Genomic DNA, 20,853 nt, shown 5'->3' on the forward strand with positions numbered 1-20,853 from the left:
ACGCTCTCAATGACATGAATTTTTAGCTTGATTGGAAAAGCTATTAACCTATTCTTCTCCCTCTGATTTTTTAGGAAGATTTTTGGCGTTAAAACGTGGCTTGAATCCCAATTTAGGTGCGGGAGTTTCGGCGGATGGTGTCTGAGGCTCTTCCGATGGAGTTTCTTCTTTTTTTTCTTCTACAGGTGTTTCTTCAACTTCAGTAGCTTTAGGCTTTATCATTGCTGCGTTAAACCGTGGTTTAAAGCTAAGTTTTGGCGCAGATACCTCAGCAGTCGGTTTTTCTTCTTCAACTGATGGTTGCTGAGTTTCGGCTAATGGTTCTACCTTGCTATTTTCAACAGGTTCCTGCTCTGATTCAGCTGACTTCGGCTTCATCATAGCGGCATTAAACCGTGGTTTAAAGACCATTTTGGATGCAGGTGATTCAGGCTCCTGTATTTTAGGCTCTTCAACTACCGGTGCTTCTTCTTTTTGCTCTTCAGCAGTTACATCGTTTTCAATCGGCTTAGGTTTTACCATGCCGGCATTGAAGCGTGGTTTAAAGCCCATTTTAGGCGCTGGAGTCTCTGCAGGTGGCGTCTGTGGTTCAGCCACCGGGTTTTCCTCTTTTTTATCCTCTGCCGGTGCTTCAGTTTCGGCTGGCTTCGGTTTTACCATTGCAGCGTTGAAACGTGGTTTGAAACCGGGTTTGGCTGGTGTTGCCGGTATTTCAACAGTGGGAGCAGGAGTTTCGGTCTGTGGCTCTTTATCTGTTTCGGGTGATGTTTCGCTTTCCGCCGGTTGAGCCTTCGCCATGGCAGGGTTAAAACGCGGCTTGAATGCTGGTTTTGGTGTAGTTTCAGGCGATGAAGCTTCTGATGCAGTAGGCTCCGTTGCTTGTTCCTTAGGCTCCTCAGCAGAAGGAGAAGGCTTAGGTGTCGTTGCCGGCCGGAACTTAGGCGTAAAGCCAACTTTGGCCGGCGTAGCGGGTTCTGTTAAACTTTCGGTTATGGTTTGTTCGGCCAGCGGGTTTTTGATATGTGCTTTTTCGGTTTTAACTTCAAGCGGAACCGGGAACCGCCGCCTTAGTTTATTAAACCAGTATTTTTTGGTATGGTCGAAGCTTTTTTCGCCCATCTGTTCAAAGTGATCTTTAAATTCAGAAAACAAAGCAGGTTCGCCCTGTTGCAGGGCGGCAAGATCAATTCTTTTCTTCTTTAAAAATTCTTCAAAAACCATTTTGTTTAGATATCAGATGTTAGATATGAGATTTGAGATAATTGAAGGTTTAGAGCCTTGTCTCATATCTCACGTCTCATATCTCAAATCTTATAATGTTACATCTACACCCAGCTTGTTAAAACGGATGCCTTTTTCGGTTTGGCTCCAGTCTTCACGTTCCTCATCGGTAGCGTTTAATAACTGTGGAAACCATTCCAATGGGAAAGCCTGCGGCTTGCCACCATCAGTTTCCACAAAAAGAAGGCCGTTAGCAAAGGTAACCTTTACTTTTTTTTCTCCTTTACGTGTGTTGAATAGTGGCATGATGTTTCTTCTTTATGTCATTGCGAGGAGGAACGACGAAGCAATCGCATGCTGTACAGAGCGATGATGCTTCTGTGCGATTGCCACGCCATCGCTCGCAATGACATGGTGTTTATTGTTTGAGTGGAACTAAATCCGAAATCGAAATTCCGGAATCCGATACCAGGATTACTCCGCCATGTTATGGTAAACAGCCTGCACGTCGTCGTCTTCTTCCAAACGGTCAATCAGTTTCATAATTTCAGGAACCTGATCTTCGCTGACAGTGTGGAATGATTGCGGGATACGCTCCAGCTTGGCCGATTTTACTTCGATACCCATCTCTTCTAACGCTTTTTGCATTTTACCAAAATCTTCAAAAGCTGTATGGATTACCGCAATATCGTTGCCATTTTCATCGGCTTCAACAAATATTTCTTCCAAACCTGCGTCTATCAATTCAAGTTCAAGCTCCTCCAGGTCGCGGTCGCCTGGCTCAAAAGTGAAAACTGATTTACGGGTAAAGATAAAATCAAGAGAGCCGGTTTTGCCTAATGAGCCACCGTATTTGGTAAAATAGCTGCGTACGTTGGCAACGGTACGGTTAGTGTTATCGGTAGCGGTTTCAACCAACACTGCAACACCGTAAGGTGCGTAACCTTCGTAAACAAGCTCTTCATAATCTTTTTCGTCGCGGCTGCTGGCGCGTTTAATGGCGGCTTCAACACGGTCTTTAGGCATGTTTACAGCCTTGGCGTTTTGTACCGCGGTACGTAAGCGTGAGTTGGTGTTAACATCGCCGCCGCCGGCTTTTACAGCCATTACAATTTCCTTACCTAAACGGGTAAATTGCACTGCCATTTTGGCCCAGCGCTTAAACTTTCTTTCTTTGCGGAATTCAAATGCTCTTCCCATGTTTTTTTAGTTCATTGTTCATGGTTGATAGTGATAGATCAACCTTGTTGTATTACAAAGCTTTGCCTTATAAAGACAAGGCGGTAAATATAATATTTGTTTATATAACGACGGATAAAAACCTTTATCCTTTATCCTTTCGCCTTTAACCTTAAATTATCGTTTTCAAATTGGTCAACATGTCGGCCACCATTTTTGGTAAGTCATATTCCAGTTTCCAGCCCCAGTCGTTTTGCGCGTAGCTGTCGTCTATTGACTTTGGCCAGCTATCGGCGATGGCTTGTCGCGGGTCGTTATTACTGTAACTGATCTCAAATTTAGGGATCAGTTTTTTGATCTCTGCTGCCAGTTGTTCGGGCGTGAAGCTAATGCCAGCCAGGTTATATGATGAGCGGATGCTGATCTGTTCGGCAGGTGCATCCATCAAACTGATGGTAGCTCTGATGGCATCATCCATATACATCATGGGCAGGGCGGTACCTTCAGCCAGAAAGCTTTCATAGCTGCCGGTTTTTAATGCCTGGTGAAATATATGTACGGCATAATCGGTAGTGCCGCCGCCTGGGTTTGCTTTCCAGCCTATCAGGCCCGGGTAACGGATACTGCGTACATCAAGGCCGTATTTATTAAAATAATATTCGCACCAGCGCTCGCCGGCCAATTTACTAAAACCATAAACCGTGTTAGGATCCATTACACAATACTGCGGCGTATTATGCTGCGGCGAATGCGGACCGAAAACCGCTATTGAGCTTGGCCAAAAAACTTTACTTACCTTAAACTCAACTGCAAAATCAAGCACATGCAGCAAACCGGTCATATTCAGGTCCCAGGCCATTTTGGGTTTTTGCTCGCCTACTGCCGAAAGAATGGCAGCTAACAGGTAAACTTGTGTGGGGCGGTGCTTATCAAATATATGGTGCAGGTTGTCTTTATCAAGTACATTGATCAATTCAAATGGTCCGCTGCTTCCGCGCATGGCATAGGTAGGGCTGTTAATATCCGAAGCTATAACCGTTTCGGCCCCATGTATATTTCTCAAAGCCATTACCAGTTCGGTACCGATCTGGCCGTTGGCGCCTATCACTAAGATCTTTTCGCTCATGCAATATTGAGTTTACCGCGCAAAGGTAGGAAATTGGTTTATTAAGTGAGTGGAAGTGAGTCCGAAAGTCAGATGTCCGTAAGTCTGGAAGTCCAAGCCAATTTTAATCTTTCGGACTTACGGACAATCAGACTTCAGACTTTTTCCGCGTTAGCGATAGTAGCGGATACCGGCCTGTGGCTAATGCCTTGTGTAGTATGAGCGGATAGCGCGGGCCGAAGGTAACGCCCTGATTCAGTTAGCAGTTTTGATTAGGCAGTTTGCAGTTAGTTTCTGTCTGAACTCGAATTAAACGAATTATTGGAATTTTGCATGGCATTCTATTAATTCATTTAATTCTAAAAATTTCGGTTCAGTCAAACTAATCGCTTGCAGAAGTCACAAGTCTGCCACCCGCTGGCCTTCGCTCAAGACTTGCGCCAGTATCGGGATTTCATGCTGTTAATTCTCAAATCCTGAAAATTCTGATTCAGACAAACAAACCAATCACTTAATCAACTCAGTCAACGACTCACTTAAATAAACTCCACAATAACCATAGACTTAATATTTCTCCGATACCAAAAAAATGTGCATATTTGAGGGTTTAACTTTTAAAACACATAATTAATTAAAAACAGGCGCTGTGAAGCAGCTTGATACATTTCAAAAACAATTTAAAAAATGAAAGTCGCAGTAGTAGGTGCTACAGGATTAGTAGGCACCAAAATGTTGCAGGTTCTTGCAGAACGCAACTTCCCCGTTACAGAATTAATTCCCGTAGCTTCAGAAAAAAGTATTGGTAAAGAAATTACTTTTAAGGGTAAGCAGTTTAAGGTGGTTTCTGTTGAGGATGCGATTAAGATGAAGCCGGACGTAGCAATTTTCTCGGCCGGCGGAAGCACTTCATTACAGCAGGCTCCTTTATTTGCAGCTGCTGGTACAACTGTTATTGATAATTCATCGGCATGGCGTATGGATCCAACCAAAAAGCTGGTTGTGCCCGAAGTAAACGCTGATGTACTTACCGCCGAAGATAAGATCATCGCCAACCCGAATTGTTCAACTATACAAATGGTAGTGGCTTTAAAACCACTGCACGATAAATATAAAATTAAAAGGGTAGTAGTTTCAACCTACCAGTCAGTTACCGGTACCGGTGTTAAAGCTGTTGATCAGTTATTTAACGAGCGTAAAGGTATCGACGGCCCGAAAGTTTATCCTTACACCATCGATTTAAACGTGATCCCGCAGATTGATGTATTTACCGAAAACGGTTATACTAAAGAGGAGATGAAAATGATCCTCGAAACTAAAAAGATCATGGGCGATGACAGCATCAAAGTAACTGCTACCACTGTGCGGATCCCGGTTATGGGTGGTCACTCTGAGTCGGTTAACATTGAGTTTGCAAATGATTTTGACCTGGCGGAAGTTCGTGAACTGTTAGCTAACGCGCCGGGCATTGTTGTGGTTGACGATACTGCTAACCTGAAATACCCTATGCCGCTTGACGCGCATGATAAAGATGAGGTATTTGTAGGCCGCATCCGTCGTGACGAAACTCAGGACAATACGCTTAACTGCTGGATTGTATCTGACAACCTGCGTAAAGGTGCAGCTACCAATGCGGTACAAATTGCCGAGTACCTTGCTGCTCAGCACCTGATCGGGCAGCCGGTTGAGGCGTAAACAGAATATTTCTTTTCAAATAAATAGGATAGGGATAGTCGTTTGATTATCCCTATTTTTATGCAGTAAATTTTTGTCATGAAAGCCTTGAACCTGATTGCTCTATTCTGTTTTATCACAGTTACTAAACTCGTTGCGCAAACACCGCAGGCCGTTGAGGCGGATCTGCTTAAATCATTTAAAAAGATTGAATACTGGCATCAAAAACAAGATACAGGCGACGACGGCGCGAGCGATGCCTTAGGAAATGCTAACGATGAATTTGGAAACAAGTTAAAAAAGTACGCGGAAACCTACCCAGCTTCCATCGGTATGCCTTTTAACTCGCTAAAAAAAGCGCAGCTTGATATTTTCACTTCGGCAGATGGCTTGTTCAGGATCTACTCGTGGGAGACCTGGCAGGGAGGTACCATGCGCGATTTTGCTAATGTGCTGCAGTATAAAGTTGTCGCTAAAACAAAATCAGTGCTGCTTACCGGCAGCCAGGAAACTTATATACCGTTTTACAGCAACCTTTACACTTTTAAAACGGGCGATAAAACTTACTACCTGGGCATTTACGGCACGATATATTCAAGCAAAGATGCCGGCACCGGTATCAAGGTTTTTGATATAGAAAACGGGAAGCTTAATGATGATGCGAAGGTCATTAAAACAAGCTCGGGATTGAAAAGCAAGATCTATTATGATTATGATTTCTTTTCGGTAGTTGATATCCCTTTTGAAAAACGTCCTACTATCACTTTTGATCAAACAACGCAAACTATACATGTACCGTTGGTAAATGCCAAAGCACAAGTTACAGCAAAATTTATCACCTACAAATTCAACGGGCAGTACTTTGAAAAAATAAAAAGCTAAAAAACAGCTAACTGGCAATCATCGTAACAGAATGTCTGCCGGATTTGCTTTTTTTGTGTATCTTGTTTACCGATGAAAACCTTTAAGTTAATAATTGTTTTCTGCTGCTGTTTTTACTCAGCAAATTTGTTTGCCCAGAGTCCGCAGGCCATTGAAGCTGACCTGTTACGGATTTTTAAAAGGGTAAACTATTACGGTACTCACAAAAAAGAGTGGAAAGCAATTGATTCATTAGAAAAAATGAACAAGATCTTTGGCTTTAAGCTGAAGTACTATACCTCCAAATATCCCGGAACAATTAACTATCCCTTTACCGAACTGGTGAAAGAGCGGGTAGTGATAGCCACATCTGCCGATGGCTTGTTCCGTACTTATTCGTGGGATACCAGGCTGGGCAGCACCGGCTATGATTTTGACAATGTTTTGCAGTATAAGGTTAGCGGCAAAGTATCGTCATCGCTTAAAATGGATTCCGTTGGCAAAAAACATAACCCGGTTTACTGGTACTCCAAAATTTATACGCTTAAGGCGAATGCCAAAGTTTACTACCTGGCAGCGTATAATTCAGTCCGTTCAAGTATTGATGCTACCCAGGGCATCCAGTTTTTTACTATCGAAAATGGGAAGTTAAACGGTACCGTGTTACTGGTTAAAACCCCAACCGGGATGCATAGCAAGCTTTATTTTGATTATAACTTCCTTTCGGTAGTTAATATGAAAGTGATCCCGACTATTTATTATGATGCTAAAACACAAAGCATCCATAGTCCGTTAGTTAATGCAAAACGAGAGGTTACCCGCGACTATATCGTATATAAATTTACAGGTAAGTACTTTGAACGGGTAAAAAATTAACTTTGCCCCATGATCTCTTTCGCCCATCGTGTATTTATGGAAGTTGCTGCCAACCTGAGTTTCAGTAAGGCTGCCCAGGTGCTGTTTATTACGCAGCCGGCCATCAGTAAACATGTTAAAGCGCTTGAAGATCAATATAAAGTGCCCTTGTTTGAACGCAAAGGCAACAGTATTTTACTCACCGAAGCCGGCAACAAACTAAACGAATACCTGCAGCAGGCAACGGAGATAGAGCGGAAGGTGGAGTATGACCTTTCGGTATTAAGTAATCTGTCACAAGCTGCCGGGCATTTGCGTTTGGGCGCCAGTACAACTATTGCCCTGTATATTTTACCTTCGATACTTTCTGGTTTTCAGCGCGAATACGCCAATGTTGATGTACAGCTTGTAAACCGTAACAGCGAATATATCCTGAACGCCTTGCTTAACCATGAGGTTGACATTGGTATTATAGAGGTTGATAATAAATTGACAACGGTATCATATAAACCGTTTATGAGTGATGAAGTGATCCCGGTTTGCTCGGCTAAAAGTCCACTGGCAGGCAAGTCATTAACACTAAAGCAGTTTGTAAAAACGCCCCTGGCCGTACGTGAACGAGGTTCGGGCACGTTGAATGCCGTATTAAAAGCCTTGTCTGCTTTGCATATTAAACCGGCCGATCTGTCCGTAAAGATCCGCCTTGGTGGTACCGAGGCTTTAAAAAACTTCCTGCTGGCCGATCAATGCCTTGGCTTTATGCCGCGCCCGTCAATTATCCGGCAACTGGCCGAAGGTGATTTGGTTGAAGTGCCTATTGAAGGTTTGAAAATTAAGCGTGATTTCTTTTTTATCCGTCGTAAGGGGACAGAAGATTATGGACTGACAAGTAACTTTATAAACTACGCGTTGCAGCATATTGGACACTCATCTGAATAATAAGTACACAAAATCGCCAGGAAAAACTTTGTGTTTTCGCCTCTCTGCGAGAAAACTATTTAAGGAGCCTAATTCAAGATTGGTATTAATCAAGTTGTTATAGCCTCTTTTAAAATTCCTAAAACCATCCTTATTTTTGCCTGTATTTATATTGTATTTAATTTTTATAATCATTAATTAATAAATTATAAATTATGGCAAGTTTAAATGGTCGTAAGGTGGCAATCCTTACCGAAGAAGGATTTGAGCAGGTTGAATTAACAAGCCCAAAACAAGCCCTTGAGCAGGCAGGTGCAACAGTACACGTAATATCACCCAAAAGCGGGAAGATCAAAGCCTGGGATAAAACCAATTGGGGTATTGAGATCAATGTTGATAAACAGCTTAATGAAGTAAGCCCTGATGATTACGATGCGCTGGTTTTACCGGGCGGCGTACTTAACCCCGATAAGTTGAGACAAAATAAAGACGCGGTTGCCTTTGCATCTGCGTTTCTGGATGAGGGCAAACCGGTAGCGGCAATATGCCACGGGCCGCAATTGCTGATAGAAACAGGTATGATCAACGGGAGACGGTTAACTTCATACCCATCGTTACAAACCGATCTTAAAAACGCAGGCGCCGATTGGGCTGATGAAGAGGTGGTGGTTGATAATGGCCTGGTGACAAGTCGCCGCCCTGATGATTTGGAAGCATTTAACCGTAAAGCTATTGAAGAGATTGGCGAAGGCGTTCATCATGTGTAGTTTCTGAACCGGGATTTTTATAGGATTTTTTGGAGTACAGGATTTTTCTCTGGTTTAAAGAGATCTGATCAATGTGATTGGAATTTTATAAGATTTGACATTAGTTGGATTTTTCTAATCAGGCCAGAAAAAATCCTGTTAATCCTAAAAATCCCCCGAATCCCGGTTATCTTTACCCCATGCCTCTTCCCAAAAAAGCTTTGATTATTGGTGCCGGTATAGCGGGTATTGCGACAGCTATCCGCCTGGCGGTAAAAGGATATCAGGTTGAAGTTTATGAGGCTAATAGTTACCCCGGTGGTAAGCTGAGCCAGTTTGAGCAGGATGGTTACCGCTTTGATGCCGGGCCGAGCCTGTTTACCATGCCGCAATATGTTAACGAGCTTTTTAAGCTGGCCGGAAAAAACCCGTCTGATTATTTCAGGTATCAAAAGCTGGATGTTGTTTGCAGATATTTTTATGAAGATGGTACGCGTTTAACCGCTTACGCTAATGAAGGCAAGTTTAGCGATGAGATACAGGAAAAGACAGGAGAACCTGCCGCAGCTGTAAAGCATTACCTTGATAACAGCAGTATGGTCTATAACGTTACCAACCACGTTTTTTTAGAGCGCTCCCTGCATCGGCTTAAAACCTATCTGTGCTGGGATACCGTCAAATCAATATTAAGGTTTGGTAAGATAGATGCCTTTCGCACTATGCACAAGGCCAATGAGGTCTTTTTCAAGGATAAAAGAATAGTGCAATTTTTCGACAGGTATGCAACCTATAACGGTTCAAACCCTTATAGTGCGCCGGCCACGCTGAACGTAATCCCGCACCTGGAGCAGCATTTTGGCGCTTATTTTCCGGAGGGTGGGATGTATAACATACCTTCTTGCTTAGTGGCGCTGGCCGAATCATTAGGTATAAAATTTCACTACAATAACCCGGTAGCAGAAATTGTATTGCAAGGATACAAAGTAAAAGGGATCAAGACGAATGATGGCGTAATTGAAGGGGATCTTGTGGTATCCAATATGGATATCTGGTTCACCTATCACAAGCTGCTAAGTAGTCATCCCAAACTTCATCCTCAAAAAATATTAAACCAGGAACGAAGCAGTTCGGCCCTGATATTTTATTGGGGGATCCGGGATCAGTTCAGGGAGCTTGACCTGCATAATATTTTTTTCAGTGCTGATTATGAGGCCGAGTTTAATCACATTTGGAAGGAAAAAGAGATTTATCACGATCCAACTGTTTACCTTAACATCAGCTCCAAATATAAACCAGACGATGCTCCCGAGAGTTGCGAAAACTGGTTTGTGATGATCAACGTACCTGCTAATACCGGGCAGGATTGGGATGCACTGATAGCCGGGGCGAGGGAAAATGTATTAAATAAGTTAAGCCGTTTGCTAAGTAAAGACATCCGTAAACTTATTGCTAATGAAAGCATTCTTGATCCGCGGAGTATCGAAAGCCGTACATCCTCATACCAGGGCTCGCTTTATGGCACCAGCTCCAACAGCCGGTTTGCCGCATTTTTACGGCATGCCAATAAATCCTCAAAAATAAAAGGTTTATATTTTTGCGGGGGAAGCGTACACCCGGGAGGAGGGATCCCGTTGTGTTTGCTGTCGGCAAAAATTGTGAGTGAGTTGGTTGGTTAAGGGAGGAAGATTGGAGTTTAAGTTACCAATATCCCCTCCTTTTGGCTATCGGGCACCCAGGGTTTAGCATGGCATGACGAATGTGTGCATGGATTTACAATTATTAACTCCCTTTCCTTTTCCTCCCGTTATAGCTTGTTATGATTACCTCTGCTGTATTAGCATCCAATTCCAATATCCTTGACGATTGCGATAGGTAGGTTGATCCATAATAATATTCAATATGCTTTTTGCCTCCGTTCTTGAGCGTAATATTAGCATAAAAATCATCGGCCTTTAATTTAATATATCGCCTGGCAGAATTAACGCCCGTTTTCCGGAATACTTTAATGCTATCCTGATTTTGGGTAGCTACTAAAACCCCGCCTCCTTTTGCCGATTGCACACTTGCCAGCCCTTTACCGTCGCCCGCAATATAAATGCCGCTATTAGCTACTGATAGCGGAGCAAAGCTGCCTTTTCCATTGCCTTTCATATATAAACCCATAAAGGCATCATGCCTGCCGGTAAAAGGTTCCATACCAAAATCGTTACCAACCATTATCAGGTCGAGATTGCCATCGTGGTCAACATCTTCGGCTATCATGCCGTACACCGGGGCCATTTGTGCATAGTGCGGTAATGCACTGATACTAAAAGTACCAGTGCCTTTACCGGTGATAAGGCTGGTGTTCATATCGGTTGCCTTAAGGATTACGCCGCCTTCTTTGTCTTTCTCAGTCCACAGATCATTCATGGTAGCATGACCAAAGCCGCGATAGCTTGGATATTTTTTGCGGATGGAGATCACCTGGCTGATGAGGTCATCGCGGGTATGCATGGGGAAGGGTTTCTGTGAGCCGTCCTCATCCTTCATAAAGCAAAATATCATGGCATCGAAGGAGCCGTTACCATCCAGATCTTTACCCATAATGGTCATGGGTTGCTCAAATGATGCTTTGTAGTTTGAGTTTTGGCCCAGGTTACCGGCCACATAATCGATATTACCATCGTTGTTAAAGTCACCTGCAACTATGCTGTTCCACCAGCCCACATGATCATCAATGCCCGATTTGATCTTGCTAAGGCCATGGCCGGTGTTTTTGTAAAAGGTAACCGGCATCCATTCGCCAACCACCACCAGGTCCGCCTTGCCATCCTTGTCAAAATCCGACCAAAGCGCGTCGGTGATCATGCCGCCATGTATCAGGTCGGGGCAAAGCTGGCTGGTAACATCGGTAAATTTACCGCCATCGTTCCTGAGCAAATGGCTAACGGGTGATGAAGGGTAAGCGCCTGAAACCGATCTAGAACCTACAAAAAGGTCAAGGTCTCCATCGCCGTCAAAATCGGCGGCGCGAACGCATGAACCGTTATCGTATTCCACTGGCACCGCGGCGAGGTCGCGGGTGAAATGGCCTTTTTTATCGTTGATGTAAAGCCTGTCCTGAGCCGTGGTATGCCCTTTCTGGAATTCGTAACTACCACTTGCGATATACAGATCAGGGAAGCCATCGCCATTGGCATCAAACAATAATGCACCCATGTCTTCCTCTTCTTTAAAATCTTCGTGCACAAAACGGTTGTTATCCATAGCGAAATGACCGTTTGCATCCTGCATGAAAAATACCCCTTTGTTACCGGCGGAGCCTCCTATAAAAAGGTCATCATAGCCATTGCCATCCACATCGCCAACGGCAATAGCCGGGCCGTACTGGCTTAGCTTGTGCGGCAGGGTAGGCTGGATATTATAATCGATAGCGTCTTTTTCCTGGTGCACGTATTTTATGCCTGTTTGGTTGTTAGCCTCCTGAAACACCGGGATGATTTTGCCGGATGCCTCTGGCGGGAAATAGCCCGACGCGTTTTTATATTGTAATGTAAGTGTTTGGTTTCCCTTAACATTGGTAAGCAACTGGGTTTTACCATCGGGCCAGCGTACTCGCAATGAATCGACAAATGTAGTGGCCCCTATGCCAAAATGCCCGCGGGCATCATCCGTACTCATATAGCCGCGACAGGGTTGCTGGTCATAAAACTGATGCTTGCCTTTGTAATAGATACGGATGGTAGCACCAATACCGTCAATATTTTTGCTGTCGCCCTGTAGTGCAACAGTTAGGTAGTGGTGATCTTTGGCTACCTGCGTTTTGCTGTTAGCCGTGTTTTCATAAATAAAAGCATCGTCGTCGATATTATTGATCACGAGGTCAAGATCGCCGTCATTATCCAGATCGGCATAAACGCCGCCGGTTGAAAAGGTAGGTTTCACAATTCCCCAATCTTTCGATTGATCTTTAAACAAATACCCGCCCGCATTCCTGAAAGCATAGCTCGGCGTTTTTACAACCGGAAATGAATCGGCAGCAGCTAAAGTAGTATTCTCTTTAACGGTACGGCCCTGATCGTTACTGTACAGGGCGTGATCAAGGTCCGTAACATCGCGGGGATAACCGTTGGTGATCATCATGTCACGATAACCGTCGTTATCAAAATCGGCCACAAGGGGTGTCCAGCTCCAGTCGGTTTGATAAACACCGGCCTGGTAAGCTATTTCGCTGTATTGCGGATGGCCGGCAGGAGTTTGTCCCTGATTAAGCTGCAGCACATTGCGGATGTACTGGTGCTCGTACTTGAACTTGTTATTGTTGATATAGGTAATGTAATTATCGCCTACAAGCATCGTTTTTTTACGTACGTTTTCTTCGGGCAGCATCTCTAACGATACCAGGTCGGCCTTGCCATCATTGTTGATATCAACCATATCCGATCCCATTACCGACCAGCCCGTGTGTTTAAAATACTCGCCCGCGCGGTTGCTGAACGTGCCGTTTTTATTGTTCACCCACAGTACATCGTTCGATATAAAGTCGTTACCTACATAAACATCCGGCCAGCCATCGTTATTCACATCGCATATGGAAACCGAGTTGCCAAAGCCCTCTATCAATATCCCTGCTTCTTTGGTTACATTGGTGAAGGTGCCATTTCCGTTGTTGCGGTAAAGGCGGTCGTTATTCTGTGCGCTGCCATCGGTTAATTTTGGGCGATAGGCCACCGGAGTTTCTTTACCTAAAAAGTTGGTGAGCAGGTACATGTCAAGGTCTCCGTCATGATCGTAATCAAAAAATACGGCTTGTGTGCTGTAGCCGGTATCCTGCAGTCCATAGGCTGCTGCCGATTCTTTGAAGGTTGGCACGCCATCTTTATTAGTTGCCTGGTTAATGAAAAGCAGGTTTTTGCGATGGTTGGGATCGCTTTTAAATGATGAGCAAACGTATATGTCCGGCCAGCCATCGTTATTGATATCAACTACTGATACACCTGCGTACCAGTCGCCATTACCGGCTACACCCGCCGCATCGGTAACATCTTTAAAAGTAAGTGAGCCTTTGTTAATGTATAATTTATTGGCGACCATGTTGCCAGCAAAGTAAACATCGGGCAGGCCATCATGGTTAAAATCGCCAATACCAACACCGGCGCCATTATACAGGTAGGGGTGATTAAGTATGTTGATGCTGTCACTTTCGGTAATGGTATTTTTAAAATCGATACCGGTTTGTGAAGCATCAAGCAGCTTAAAAAGCGTTGGGCCGGATGACTTTTTTGAACATCCGGCACCAAAAAAAAGTAACAAAAAGGTAGATAGTTTAAACGCCTGGGGTAAACTTTTTATCATGCAGATATGGTTAATAATTGAACGATGGTTTATGCTTTGGTTAAGCTTTAACTTATTGGTTATAATACAATAAGCCACTGTAAAGAAAACGGATTTTACAATTCCGGTTTCTGCAAATTGTATCAAAAGTTAGTTAATTACTATCGGCCCATACTTAAATATTGATTATCTGTTAGCTTTGATCTGAACCCCTGATTTGAGGGGCAGACCAATTAAACTGATCAAGCCGTTGCTGTTTCATCATGATGAAGAGACTATATTTTGCACTTATCGTTATTATAACCTGCTCATCATGCGGTAAAAAGAGCTGGGAAAAACCGGCCGAAAATCCGGATTTTATCCACCGGTCTATCAAAGATGTTACTGATGTGGTAAGGCATGATATTTATTCGCCGCCGGTTGCCAGTCGTATTTATGCCTATATCAGTGTGGCTGCATACGAGGCTGCGCGAAATGGCGATAATCATTACCAATCACTTGAGGGGCAATTGAAAGGGCTCGACTCGGTGCCTAAGCCTATAGCCGGTAAAAAATATTGCTTCACGTTATCGGCATCGCACGCTATTTTAACCGTTGGCAAAATCCTGGTGATGAGTGAGGGCAGGATAGAGGGTTTTCATGACAAACTGATGCAGGAGTTTAAAAATACCGGCATGCCCGATAGTGTTTATGATAACTCGATAGCGTACGGTAAACTTATTGCCGACAGGATCATAAAATGGGCGGGTAAGGATAACTATAAACATACCCGCTCATTATCAAAATATGATGTGCAAACCGATGATGCCAGCTGGAAGCCCACCCCACCGGCCTACATGAAAGGTATTGAACCGCACTGGAACGAGATCCGCCCATTTGTGCTTGATTCGGCACCGCAATTTAAACCAGCTCATCCCTTTACCTTTAGCAACATCCCCGGTAGTAATTTTTACAAGCTGGCTATGGAAGTATATGATACCGGCAAGCACCTCACCGATGATGAGGCAACTATCGCCACCTTTTGGGATGATAACCCCTTTAAGGTGAATATTAACGGGCATACTATGTTCGCCACAAAAAAAATCTCGCCGGGAGGGCATTGGATCAATATCGCCGCGCTGGCCTGTCGCAAAGCGAAGGCCGGTTACGTGAAAAGCGCTGAAGCTTATGCCTGTATAGCCGTAGTTATTGCAGATAGTTTTATAAACTGCTGGGACGAAAAATACCGGAGCAAGGTGATCAGGCCCGAAACCTACATCAACCAGTATATTGATCAAAGCTGGATGCCATTGCTGCAAACACCGCCTTTCCCCGAGTATACCAGCGGGCATAGTGTTGTATCTACCGCATCAGCAGCCGTGTTAAGCAAACTATTTGGCGATGAATTTTCGTTCATTGACTCTACAGAAATGGAGTTTGCTATCCCCGCGCGCAATTTTAAATCCTTTAAGGCCGCGGCCGAAGAGGCTGCTATCAGCAGGTTTTATGGCGGTATCCATTATATGCCATCCATAACTAACGGTGTAGATGAGGGCGATAGGATAGGGCAATTTGCATTAACTAAACTGCATACTAAGAAGTAGCCGGATGACTGGTTTCGACCGTGTTTTTATGAATGGCCCAACCCGGCGCCAGTTCAGAATATAAATACTGATACCAGGATTAGCAAGTAGTATGAAAGTAGTAACGCTTTCGCCAGATTCATAACGACATAATCAGGTGATTTATAAGTAATTAAAGGGTTATTTCCATCAGTTGTACCTTTAGTCGAGGGGTAATTATGGAACAATTTATAATATTAAACAATGAAATAACTATTTGTATGAACATTTAAGTTATGGAGCTCTGAAAGTAAATAGTCGATACCAATCACTGCTGCGTAGTTAGGTTGGTAGAAATAGAATAAAGTCATTGAATTATTAACGTTCCATACAATATATAAATATCCTGTTTGGCGAATTAAAACACACGCTTAAACCATGTAAATACATAATTAACCTTTTTACTATCTTTAGCCATATATTTCCTCATTAAGGTTAGTAAAAGCCATTATGAAATTAGCCATCGACCATAAAAGCCCTATTCCACTCCATATACAGGCCGAGCAATTGCTTCGCGAACTGATCAAAGACCCGGTTTACCAGGCGGGTAAATTATTACCTAACGAGGTAGAGCTGGCAAAAAAGCTGGCTATATCCCGCACAACACTGCGCCAGGCTATTAACAAACTGGTTTACGAAGAACTGTTGATCCGCAAAAAGGGTTTTGGTACCAAAGTTGCTAACTCGAGGATCAGTTCAAAATCGATGAACTGGCTCAGTTTTTCGCAGGAAATGAAAGCGAGAGGTATTACCGTAAAAAATTATGAGCTGCATGTAAGCTGGGTATTTCCTGATGAAAGTACTGCCAGTTTTTTTGATATCAGTACAGAGAAAAAAATTGTGAAAATGGAGCGGTTACGTGGCAGCAGCGACAATCCTTTTGTTTATTTCATCTCTTATTTTCACCCGCGGATAGGCCTTACCGGCGAGGAGGATTTTAAACGCCCGCTCTATGAAATGCTGGAGGACGAATATTCTACGATAGCAAACCTGTCAAAAGAAGAGATCAGTGCACTGGAAGCTAATAAGTTTATTGCCGCCAAGCTTGAAATTGAAACCGGCAGCCCCGTATTGTTCAGAAAAAGATTTGTTTACGATCAGGGCGAGCGCCCCATGGAGTATAACCTCGGCTATTACAAAGCCGAAAGCTTCGTATACACTGTGGAAAGCCGCAGGACCTGATTATAAAGCGCTATACCCGATACCGTTAAGTTAAGAATTGACAAGCTGCACCAGAGGTGCAAAGGTTTGTAGCATATTAGCGCCTCCAGCTTTCCATTGCCCCAGAGGGACAAAACCACGCGCTTTGCCACTCAAATGGTCCCAGTATTTTATGGGTTAAGTTAAACTTAAGAGGGAATCTCGCAATCCCCCACTTTTTAAGTTAACGACTATGTTCATTAGTTCATTGCCAATTATCCATAAACCAATCGCTATCTATAAAAAAATACCAATAAAAATAAAATTTTCATACTAAGATGACAATAAATGTAAAGATTACACGTATATTTGTAACATCATGTGAATGGCTGACAGGCAGCGCCGCCGGTTCGACTCCGGGTTTACATCTCTTCTCATAATTTAGGTTTATAATTGGTTAGAACGCATTCCTGCCCATCAGGAGTGCTTCTTTTTTTTATGCCCTTTTTGAAGCGGAAGGCGGAATGCTTAAAGCAGAAAGCTTTTGAACTTGTTACCCATTGTTCCCGATAAACTCTTATATATAATATCACGAAATATATTAAAGTGCTTTTTTGGTGTCCTGTGTCGTATTATTACCATGCTTAACATCCTTTACACATCTAAAGCCAACGTGGTTTGTTGCCGAGCGATATTCGCCTTTACCTCTTGAGCCTACCATATAGCGGGTGCAGTACTGGTCGGTACATAAAAATGAACCTCCTCTTTGAACTTTCTTTTTTTGCCCCGGCTCCTGCGGATCTGAAGAATCAGAAGGCCCTTTAGGATTGCGCGCAACCATATTAGGATTAAAACTATTATAATAATCATTTCGGTACCAGTCAGCACACCATTCCCATGCGTTGCCGGCCATATCATACAAACCGTAAGCATTCGCCGGGTATTTTTTTACCGGCCCCAGGCCGGTTTCACCATCTTCGGCATTATCATGATCAGGAAAAGATCCCTGGAATGTGTTGGCCATCCAGCGTCCGTTCTGTTTTAACTGGTTGCCCCAGGGATATAGTTCACCGGCTTTACCTCCTCTTGCAGCAAACTCCCATTCGGCCTCTGTGGGCAGGCGTTTTCCGGCCCATTTGGCATAGGCAGCAGCATCTTCCCAGGCTACCTGTACTACCGGATAATTTTCCTTCCCTATCAAGTCGGAGCCCGGCCCAAGCGGGTGTTTCCAGTCGGCCCCGTTTTGGTACGACCACCATTGCGAAATATCATCTAACTGTACTTTCTGGTGCGGAGGGGTAAAAACCACCGATCCGGCAACCAGTTTTTCGGCCGGTACACCCGGAAATTCAGCCTCGGTAGGTTTTTGTTCAGCCACGGTTATATAGCCGGTAGCTTTTACAAATTTGGCAAATTGGTTATTGGTTACCTCGGTTTTATCCATGTAAAAACCATCAACAAAAACCCGGTGAACAGGCCTGGCATCGTCCATGGCTTCCATACCGCCATCGGTCATACCCCTTGGATTAACCCCACCCATGCTAAAGGTACCACCAGGAATCCATGCCATATCCCGATCAGCTTTATTGGCAGATGTACGGTTCAAGTTAACTATTGTGGGTTTAAATGCCTCCCCGCCCTGGTGCATGTATAAAATACTGTCTTCCCTGATCATCCCGTTTTTTGTACAGGAGATAGCTGCTTTAATTTTAAAACCCGTGGCAGAGGTAGCAGGAGCAGGCCTTGAAGTTGCGGTATCAGTTTCATTTTTATCGCCGGAGGTGTGGCAAGCCTGGAAAACGAGCGACAATAGCATCAGGGCAAACCTTGTAAATAATTTAATTCCGGTAATTGGGATATACTTTATCTTCATCAAATTCAAACTTACTGATCTTTAGGTAAAAGCAGGCGATAGGTTATGTAAAGATTATAGGATAATGAATTTTACCTGGCAGGTATTCATCACTTATTATCCCGTTTTTTATACTTTTATAAATCCTGTTGTATCAAAATGCAGCAGGTATAAAATGAACCGAAAACGCTTCATCTCATCCTTAGTCACTGCCGGCGCCGCATTATCAACCTCAGGGGCGTGGTCGGTTACGCCACCCAATCCCTATACTAAAGCCCGTCACAAAATCCCCCCTTATTTGCAACCTGGAGATACCATAGGCATTATTAGTCCATCGGGATATATGAGCCTGGCCGACCTTATGCCGGCTGTACAACTTATGCAAACCTGGGGCTTTAAGGTAGAGCTTGGCAATAACACCGGCAAAAAGGATTTTATATACGGAGGAACAGATGAAGAACGCGTGGCAGACCTGCAGCAGATGCTGGATAACCCCGAGATTAAAGCCATTATGTGTGCAAGAGGGGGTTACGGATTGGTGAGGATCATTGACCGACTCAATTTCAAACAGTTTAAGAAAAATCCTAAATGGATTATTGGCTTCAGCGACATTACTGCCCTGCATTGCCATATCAACCGGAATTTTGGTATCGCAACCCTGCATTCAAAAATGTGCAATAGTTTTCCTGATGACTGGGCAAAGGCCGATGCTATGCAGATAGCCACTATCCAATCCATAAGGCAGGCGCTTACCGGCGAAAGTCTTAATTATTCGTCACCTGCCTGCTCCCAAAACCGCCTCGGCAAAGCCGAAACCACGTTGGTTGGCGGTAACCTGAGCCTGATCGCGACGCTTTCGGGTACGCCGTCTGACCTTGATACGAATGGAAAAATCTTATTTGTTGAAGATACCCATGAACGCCTTTACAATATCGACCGCATGTTCTGGAACCTAAAGCAATGCGGTAAACTTTCGCATCTGGCCGGGCTAATTATAGGAGGCTTTCAACTAACGCCCGATATTGAAGGCGAAGAATTTGGCCACAGCATTTATGATATCGTTACCGAAAAAGTAAAAGACTACGACTATCCAGTTTGCTTTGATTTTCCGGTGGGTCATCAAAGAAACAATTTCGCCCTTACATGCGGGGTAAGGCACATACTTGAGGTTGGAACGGAAGGAAGTGTGCTTAAATCTGTTTAACCTTTATTTCAGATTTTCATCAAAATCAATAAACAGATCGGCTTTATCATTATCATAAATACCACCTGCTATAATGCTTTGCCCGGTTGTTCCGGGATTGTTTCCCTGGCCCAGCGGCCATGAGCCTTTTGAGTTGGTAACCCCAAATCCGGCATAGGAAGCTGCCTGTAAAGCAAAATCGGTACAGTTATTTTTTGACAGGTGATACTCCAACCCATCGTATAAACGAGTGAGCTTCAGGATTCTTTTAAACCGGCGTTCGGTTATAAACTTGCCCATTACTTCATCCCACTTGTGTGCCTCATCATTTTTGAAAGTGCCCGAGGTTTCCGGCTCCCATGGAGTGGCTGAAAATATATTGTCCTTTTTAGGATAAAATCCGAAGGAAACAGAAACCGAGCTTGAATCGGTGTTGTACTTGATGAGGGTGATAAAAGTATGACCGGTGTTAGCTCGTACAAATACAGTCGGTTTACCCGGTTTTGGCTGTTTTACATGAAATAACAATGCGTAAGCAGCCGCTTTTTTACCATCATTAAAGGTATTCAGGATGCGGTTATAAGTGATCGATTTGCTCTTCTTTTCTTTTTTATCTTTCAGCTGAACCGGGGTGTTTACAAATATCGAATCGTCACTCGCGTTAATGGCCAACAGGCCGCTGTTTAAATGTAACTGCCGGCCGGTTGTATCAGAAATAAGAGAATCCGGAGCAGCAGGTGCAAGATCACCTCCCGCTTTTTTAGATACCATCGCTTTAAAAAAGCACTTCATGGCCAAAGGGTACAAATGCAGCCTGGCAAATACATTGGCAAGCTTATAATATGATTTAACTTTCGCCTGGTTATAATTACTTTCGCCGGTATTGTTGACCGATAGCTCTTTTAAATAGTTCAACACCTTTTTACGGCCGGCATGGGTGTCCAGTTCACTTTCCAGATCCGTCTCAAAAGCGGCGTCGGCTTTATCAATAACTGGTTTGTTTGATACCCCCGCAAGCAGTTTGGACGAATAACTATCATCAATTATACTATGGGCAGATGTATCGGGCCGCAGGTTGAGCTTATACCTTATCGAAGCCGAGAGTTGGGCCGATGCAGGAAGTACAGATAACATAGAACCAATGACTACAAAGGCGCTGAATAAATATTTTGTACGATAAGCGGTCATGATCAATTTTAAGCTTG

Annotated in this window: 16 protein-coding genes; 9 read left to right on the top strand and 7 right to left on the bottom strand. The window is 43.8% G+C overall.

All coding sequences use genetic code 11. The features are described from left to right. Nucleotides 1-48: 48 nt before the first annotated feature. The 4 genes from FHW88_RS00475 to FHW88_RS00490 form a co-directional block, all read right to left on the bottom strand. On the bottom strand, nt 49-1,221 hold the full coding sequence (locus FHW88_RS00475; RefSeq protein WP_176622318.1) for a hypothetical protein: 1,173 nt from the start codon (nt 1,219-1,221) through the stop codon (nt 49-51). A gap of 90 nt (nt 1,222-1,311) precedes the next feature. Beyond that, nucleotides 1,312-1,527, bottom strand: a complete 216-nt coding sequence (locus tag FHW88_RS00480) for a DUF2442 domain-containing protein (RefSeq protein WP_112652665.1) — start codon at nt 1,525-1,527, stop codon at nt 1,312-1,314. 168 nt (nt 1,528-1,695) lie between these two features. Next, a complete protein-coding gene (locus FHW88_RS00485; protein ID WP_176622320.1) occupies nt 1,696-2,421 on the bottom strand; it encodes a YebC/PmpR family DNA-binding transcriptional regulator in 726 nt (241 codons plus the stop codon). Between the two features lie 151 nt (nt 2,422-2,572). Further along, nucleotides 2,573-3,526 carry an NAD-dependent epimerase/dehydratase family protein gene (locus FHW88_RS00490; RefSeq protein WP_090534131.1) on the bottom strand — a complete coding sequence of 318 codons (954 nt, stop codon included), beginning with the start codon at nt 3,524-3,526 and terminating at the stop codon, nt 2,573-2,575. Between the two features lie 663 nt (nt 3,527-4,189). Between FHW88_RS00490 and FHW88_RS00495 the strand changes: the two genes are divergently transcribed. From FHW88_RS00495 to crtD, 6 genes are all read left to right on the top strand, one after another. Next, a complete protein-coding gene (locus tag FHW88_RS00495; protein WP_090534105.1) occupies nt 4,190-5,197 on the top strand; it encodes an aspartate-semialdehyde dehydrogenase in 1,008 nt (335 codons plus the stop codon). 78 nt (nt 5,198-5,275) lie between these two features. Next, nucleotides 5,276-6,058: a hypothetical protein gene (locus tag FHW88_RS00500; RefSeq protein ID WP_176622322.1), complete on the top strand. Its 783-nt coding sequence runs from the start codon at nt 5,276-5,278 to the stop codon at nt 6,056-6,058. A 72-nt stretch (nt 6,059-6,130) separates the two neighbouring features. After that, nucleotides 6,131-6,913: a hypothetical protein gene (locus FHW88_RS00505; protein ID WP_176622324.1), complete on the top strand. Its 783-nt coding sequence runs from the start codon at nt 6,131-6,133 to the stop codon at nt 6,911-6,913. Nucleotides 6,914-6,922: 9 nt separating this feature from the next. Beyond that, entirely contained in the window at nt 6,923-7,831 is a 909-nt protein-coding gene (locus tag FHW88_RS00510; RefSeq protein ID WP_176622326.1) for a LysR substrate-binding domain-containing protein, read from the top strand. Between the two features lie 194 nt (nt 7,832-8,025). Then, a complete protein-coding gene (locus FHW88_RS00515; RefSeq protein WP_176622328.1) occupies nt 8,026-8,577 on the top strand; it encodes a type 1 glutamine amidotransferase domain-containing protein in 552 nt (183 codons plus the stop codon). Between the two features lie 179 nt (nt 8,578-8,756). Next, nucleotides 8,757-10,232 carry a 1-hydroxycarotenoid 3,4-desaturase CrtD gene (gene crtD, locus FHW88_RS00520; RefSeq protein ID WP_176622330.1) on the top strand — a complete coding sequence of 492 codons (1,476 nt, stop codon included), beginning with the start codon at nt 8,757-8,759 and terminating at the stop codon, nt 10,230-10,232. 103 nt (nt 10,233-10,335) lie between these two features. Here crtD and FHW88_RS00525 read toward each other — a convergent pair whose 3' ends face one another. Further along, on the bottom strand, nt 10,336-13,893 hold the full coding sequence (locus FHW88_RS00525) for a VCBS repeat-containing protein (protein WP_176622332.1): 3,558 nt from the start codon (nt 13,891-13,893) through the stop codon (nt 10,336-10,338). Between the two features lie 242 nt (nt 13,894-14,135). Here FHW88_RS00525 and FHW88_RS00530 point away from each other — a divergent pair, with 242 nt between their 5' ends. After that, nucleotides 14,136-15,455 (top strand): vanadium-dependent haloperoxidase, encoded by a 1,320-nt coding sequence (locus FHW88_RS00530; RefSeq protein ID WP_218117108.1) that lies wholly within the window; start codon nt 14,136-14,138, stop codon nt 15,453-15,455. Nucleotides 15,456-15,923: 468 nt separating this feature from the next. Continuing rightward, on the top strand, nt 15,924-16,655 hold the full coding sequence (locus FHW88_RS00535; protein ID WP_090534090.1) for a GntR family transcriptional regulator: 732 nt from the start codon (nt 15,924-15,926) through the stop codon (nt 16,653-16,655). 559 nt (nt 16,656-17,214) lie between these two features. Here the strand turns inward: FHW88_RS00535 and FHW88_RS00540 are convergent. Then, the gene (locus FHW88_RS00540; protein ID WP_255485181.1) at nt 17,215-18,486 is read right to left on the bottom strand and encodes a formylglycine-generating enzyme family protein; all 1,272 of its coding nucleotides are present in this window, start codon (nt 18,484-18,486) and stop codon (nt 17,215-17,217) included. A 64-nt stretch (nt 18,487-18,550) separates the two neighbouring features. On the opposite strand from FHW88_RS00540, the gene FHW88_RS00545 reads away from it, so the two are divergent. Beyond that, the gene (locus tag FHW88_RS00545; protein ID WP_255485182.1) at nt 18,551-19,669 is read left to right on the top strand and encodes an LD-carboxypeptidase; all 1,119 of its coding nucleotides are present in this window, start codon (nt 18,551-18,553) and stop codon (nt 19,667-19,669) included. 3 nt (nt 19,670-19,672) lie between these two features. Here the strand turns inward: FHW88_RS00545 and FHW88_RS00550 are convergent, their stop codons facing one another. Then, nucleotides 19,673-20,836, bottom strand: coding sequence for a hypothetical protein (locus FHW88_RS00550; protein ID WP_176622334.1), 1,164 nt, complete (start codon nt 20,834-20,836; stop codon nt 19,673-19,675). Nucleotides 20,837-20,853 lie beyond the last annotated feature (17 nt).

It is taken from the genome of Mucilaginibacter sp. SG538B, assembly GCF_013376065.1.
GTDB lineage: Bacteria > Bacteroidota > Bacteroidia > Sphingobacteriales > Sphingobacteriaceae > Mucilaginibacter > Mucilaginibacter rubeus.

Bases quoted from the DNA above. Each gene is read 5' to 3' on its own strand.
- FHW88_RS00475 (WP_176622318.1), bottom strand. From the start codon at position 1,221: ATGGTTTTTGAAGAATTTTTAAAGAAGAAAAGAATTGATCTTGCCGCC.
- FHW88_RS00480 (WP_112652665.1), bottom strand. From the start codon at position 1,527: ATGCCACTATTCAACACACGTAAAGGAGAAAAAAAAGTAAAGGTTACC.
- FHW88_RS00485 (WP_176622320.1), bottom strand. From the start codon at position 2,421: ATGGGAAGAGCATTTGAATTCCGCAAAGAAAGAAAGTTTAAGCGCTGG.
- FHW88_RS00490 (WP_090534131.1), bottom strand. From the start codon at position 3,526: ATGAGCGAAAAGATCTTAGTGATAGGCGCCAACGGCCAGATCGGTACC.
- FHW88_RS00495 (WP_090534105.1), top strand. From the start codon at position 4,190: ATGAAAGTCGCAGTAGTAGGTGCTACAGGATTAGTAGGCACCAAAATG.
- FHW88_RS00500 (WP_176622322.1), top strand. From the start codon at position 5,276: ATGAAAGCCTTGAACCTGATTGCTCTATTCTGTTTTATCACAGTTACT.
- FHW88_RS00505 (WP_176622324.1), top strand. From the start codon at position 6,131: ATGAAAACCTTTAAGTTAATAATTGTTTTCTGCTGCTGTTTTTACTCA.
- FHW88_RS00510 (WP_176622326.1), top strand. From the start codon at position 6,923: ATGATCTCTTTCGCCCATCGTGTATTTATGGAAGTTGCTGCCAACCTG.
- FHW88_RS00515 (WP_176622328.1), top strand. From the start codon at position 8,026: ATGGCAAGTTTAAATGGTCGTAAGGTGGCAATCCTTACCGAAGAAGGA.
- crtD (WP_176622330.1), top strand. From the start codon at position 8,757: ATGCCTCTTCCCAAAAAAGCTTTGATTATTGGTGCCGGTATAGCGGGT.
- FHW88_RS00525 (WP_176622332.1), bottom strand. From the start codon at position 13,893: ATGATAAAAAGTTTACCCCAGGCGTTTAAACTATCTACCTTTTTGTTA.
- FHW88_RS00530 (WP_218117108.1), top strand. From the start codon at position 14,136: ATGATGAAGAGACTATATTTTGCACTTATCGTTATTATAACCTGCTCA.
- FHW88_RS00535 (WP_090534090.1), top strand. From the start codon at position 15,924: ATGAAATTAGCCATCGACCATAAAAGCCCTATTCCACTCCATATACAG.
- FHW88_RS00540 (WP_255485181.1), bottom strand. From the start codon at position 18,486: ATGAAGATAAAGTATATCCCAATTACCGGAATTAAATTATTTACAAGG.
- FHW88_RS00545 (WP_255485182.1), top strand. From the start codon at position 18,551: ATGAATTTTACCTGGCAGGTATTCATCACTTATTATCCCGTTTTTTAT.
- FHW88_RS00550 (WP_176622334.1), bottom strand. From the start codon at position 20,836: ATGACCGCTTATCGTACAAAATATTTATTCAGCGCCTTTGTAGTCATT.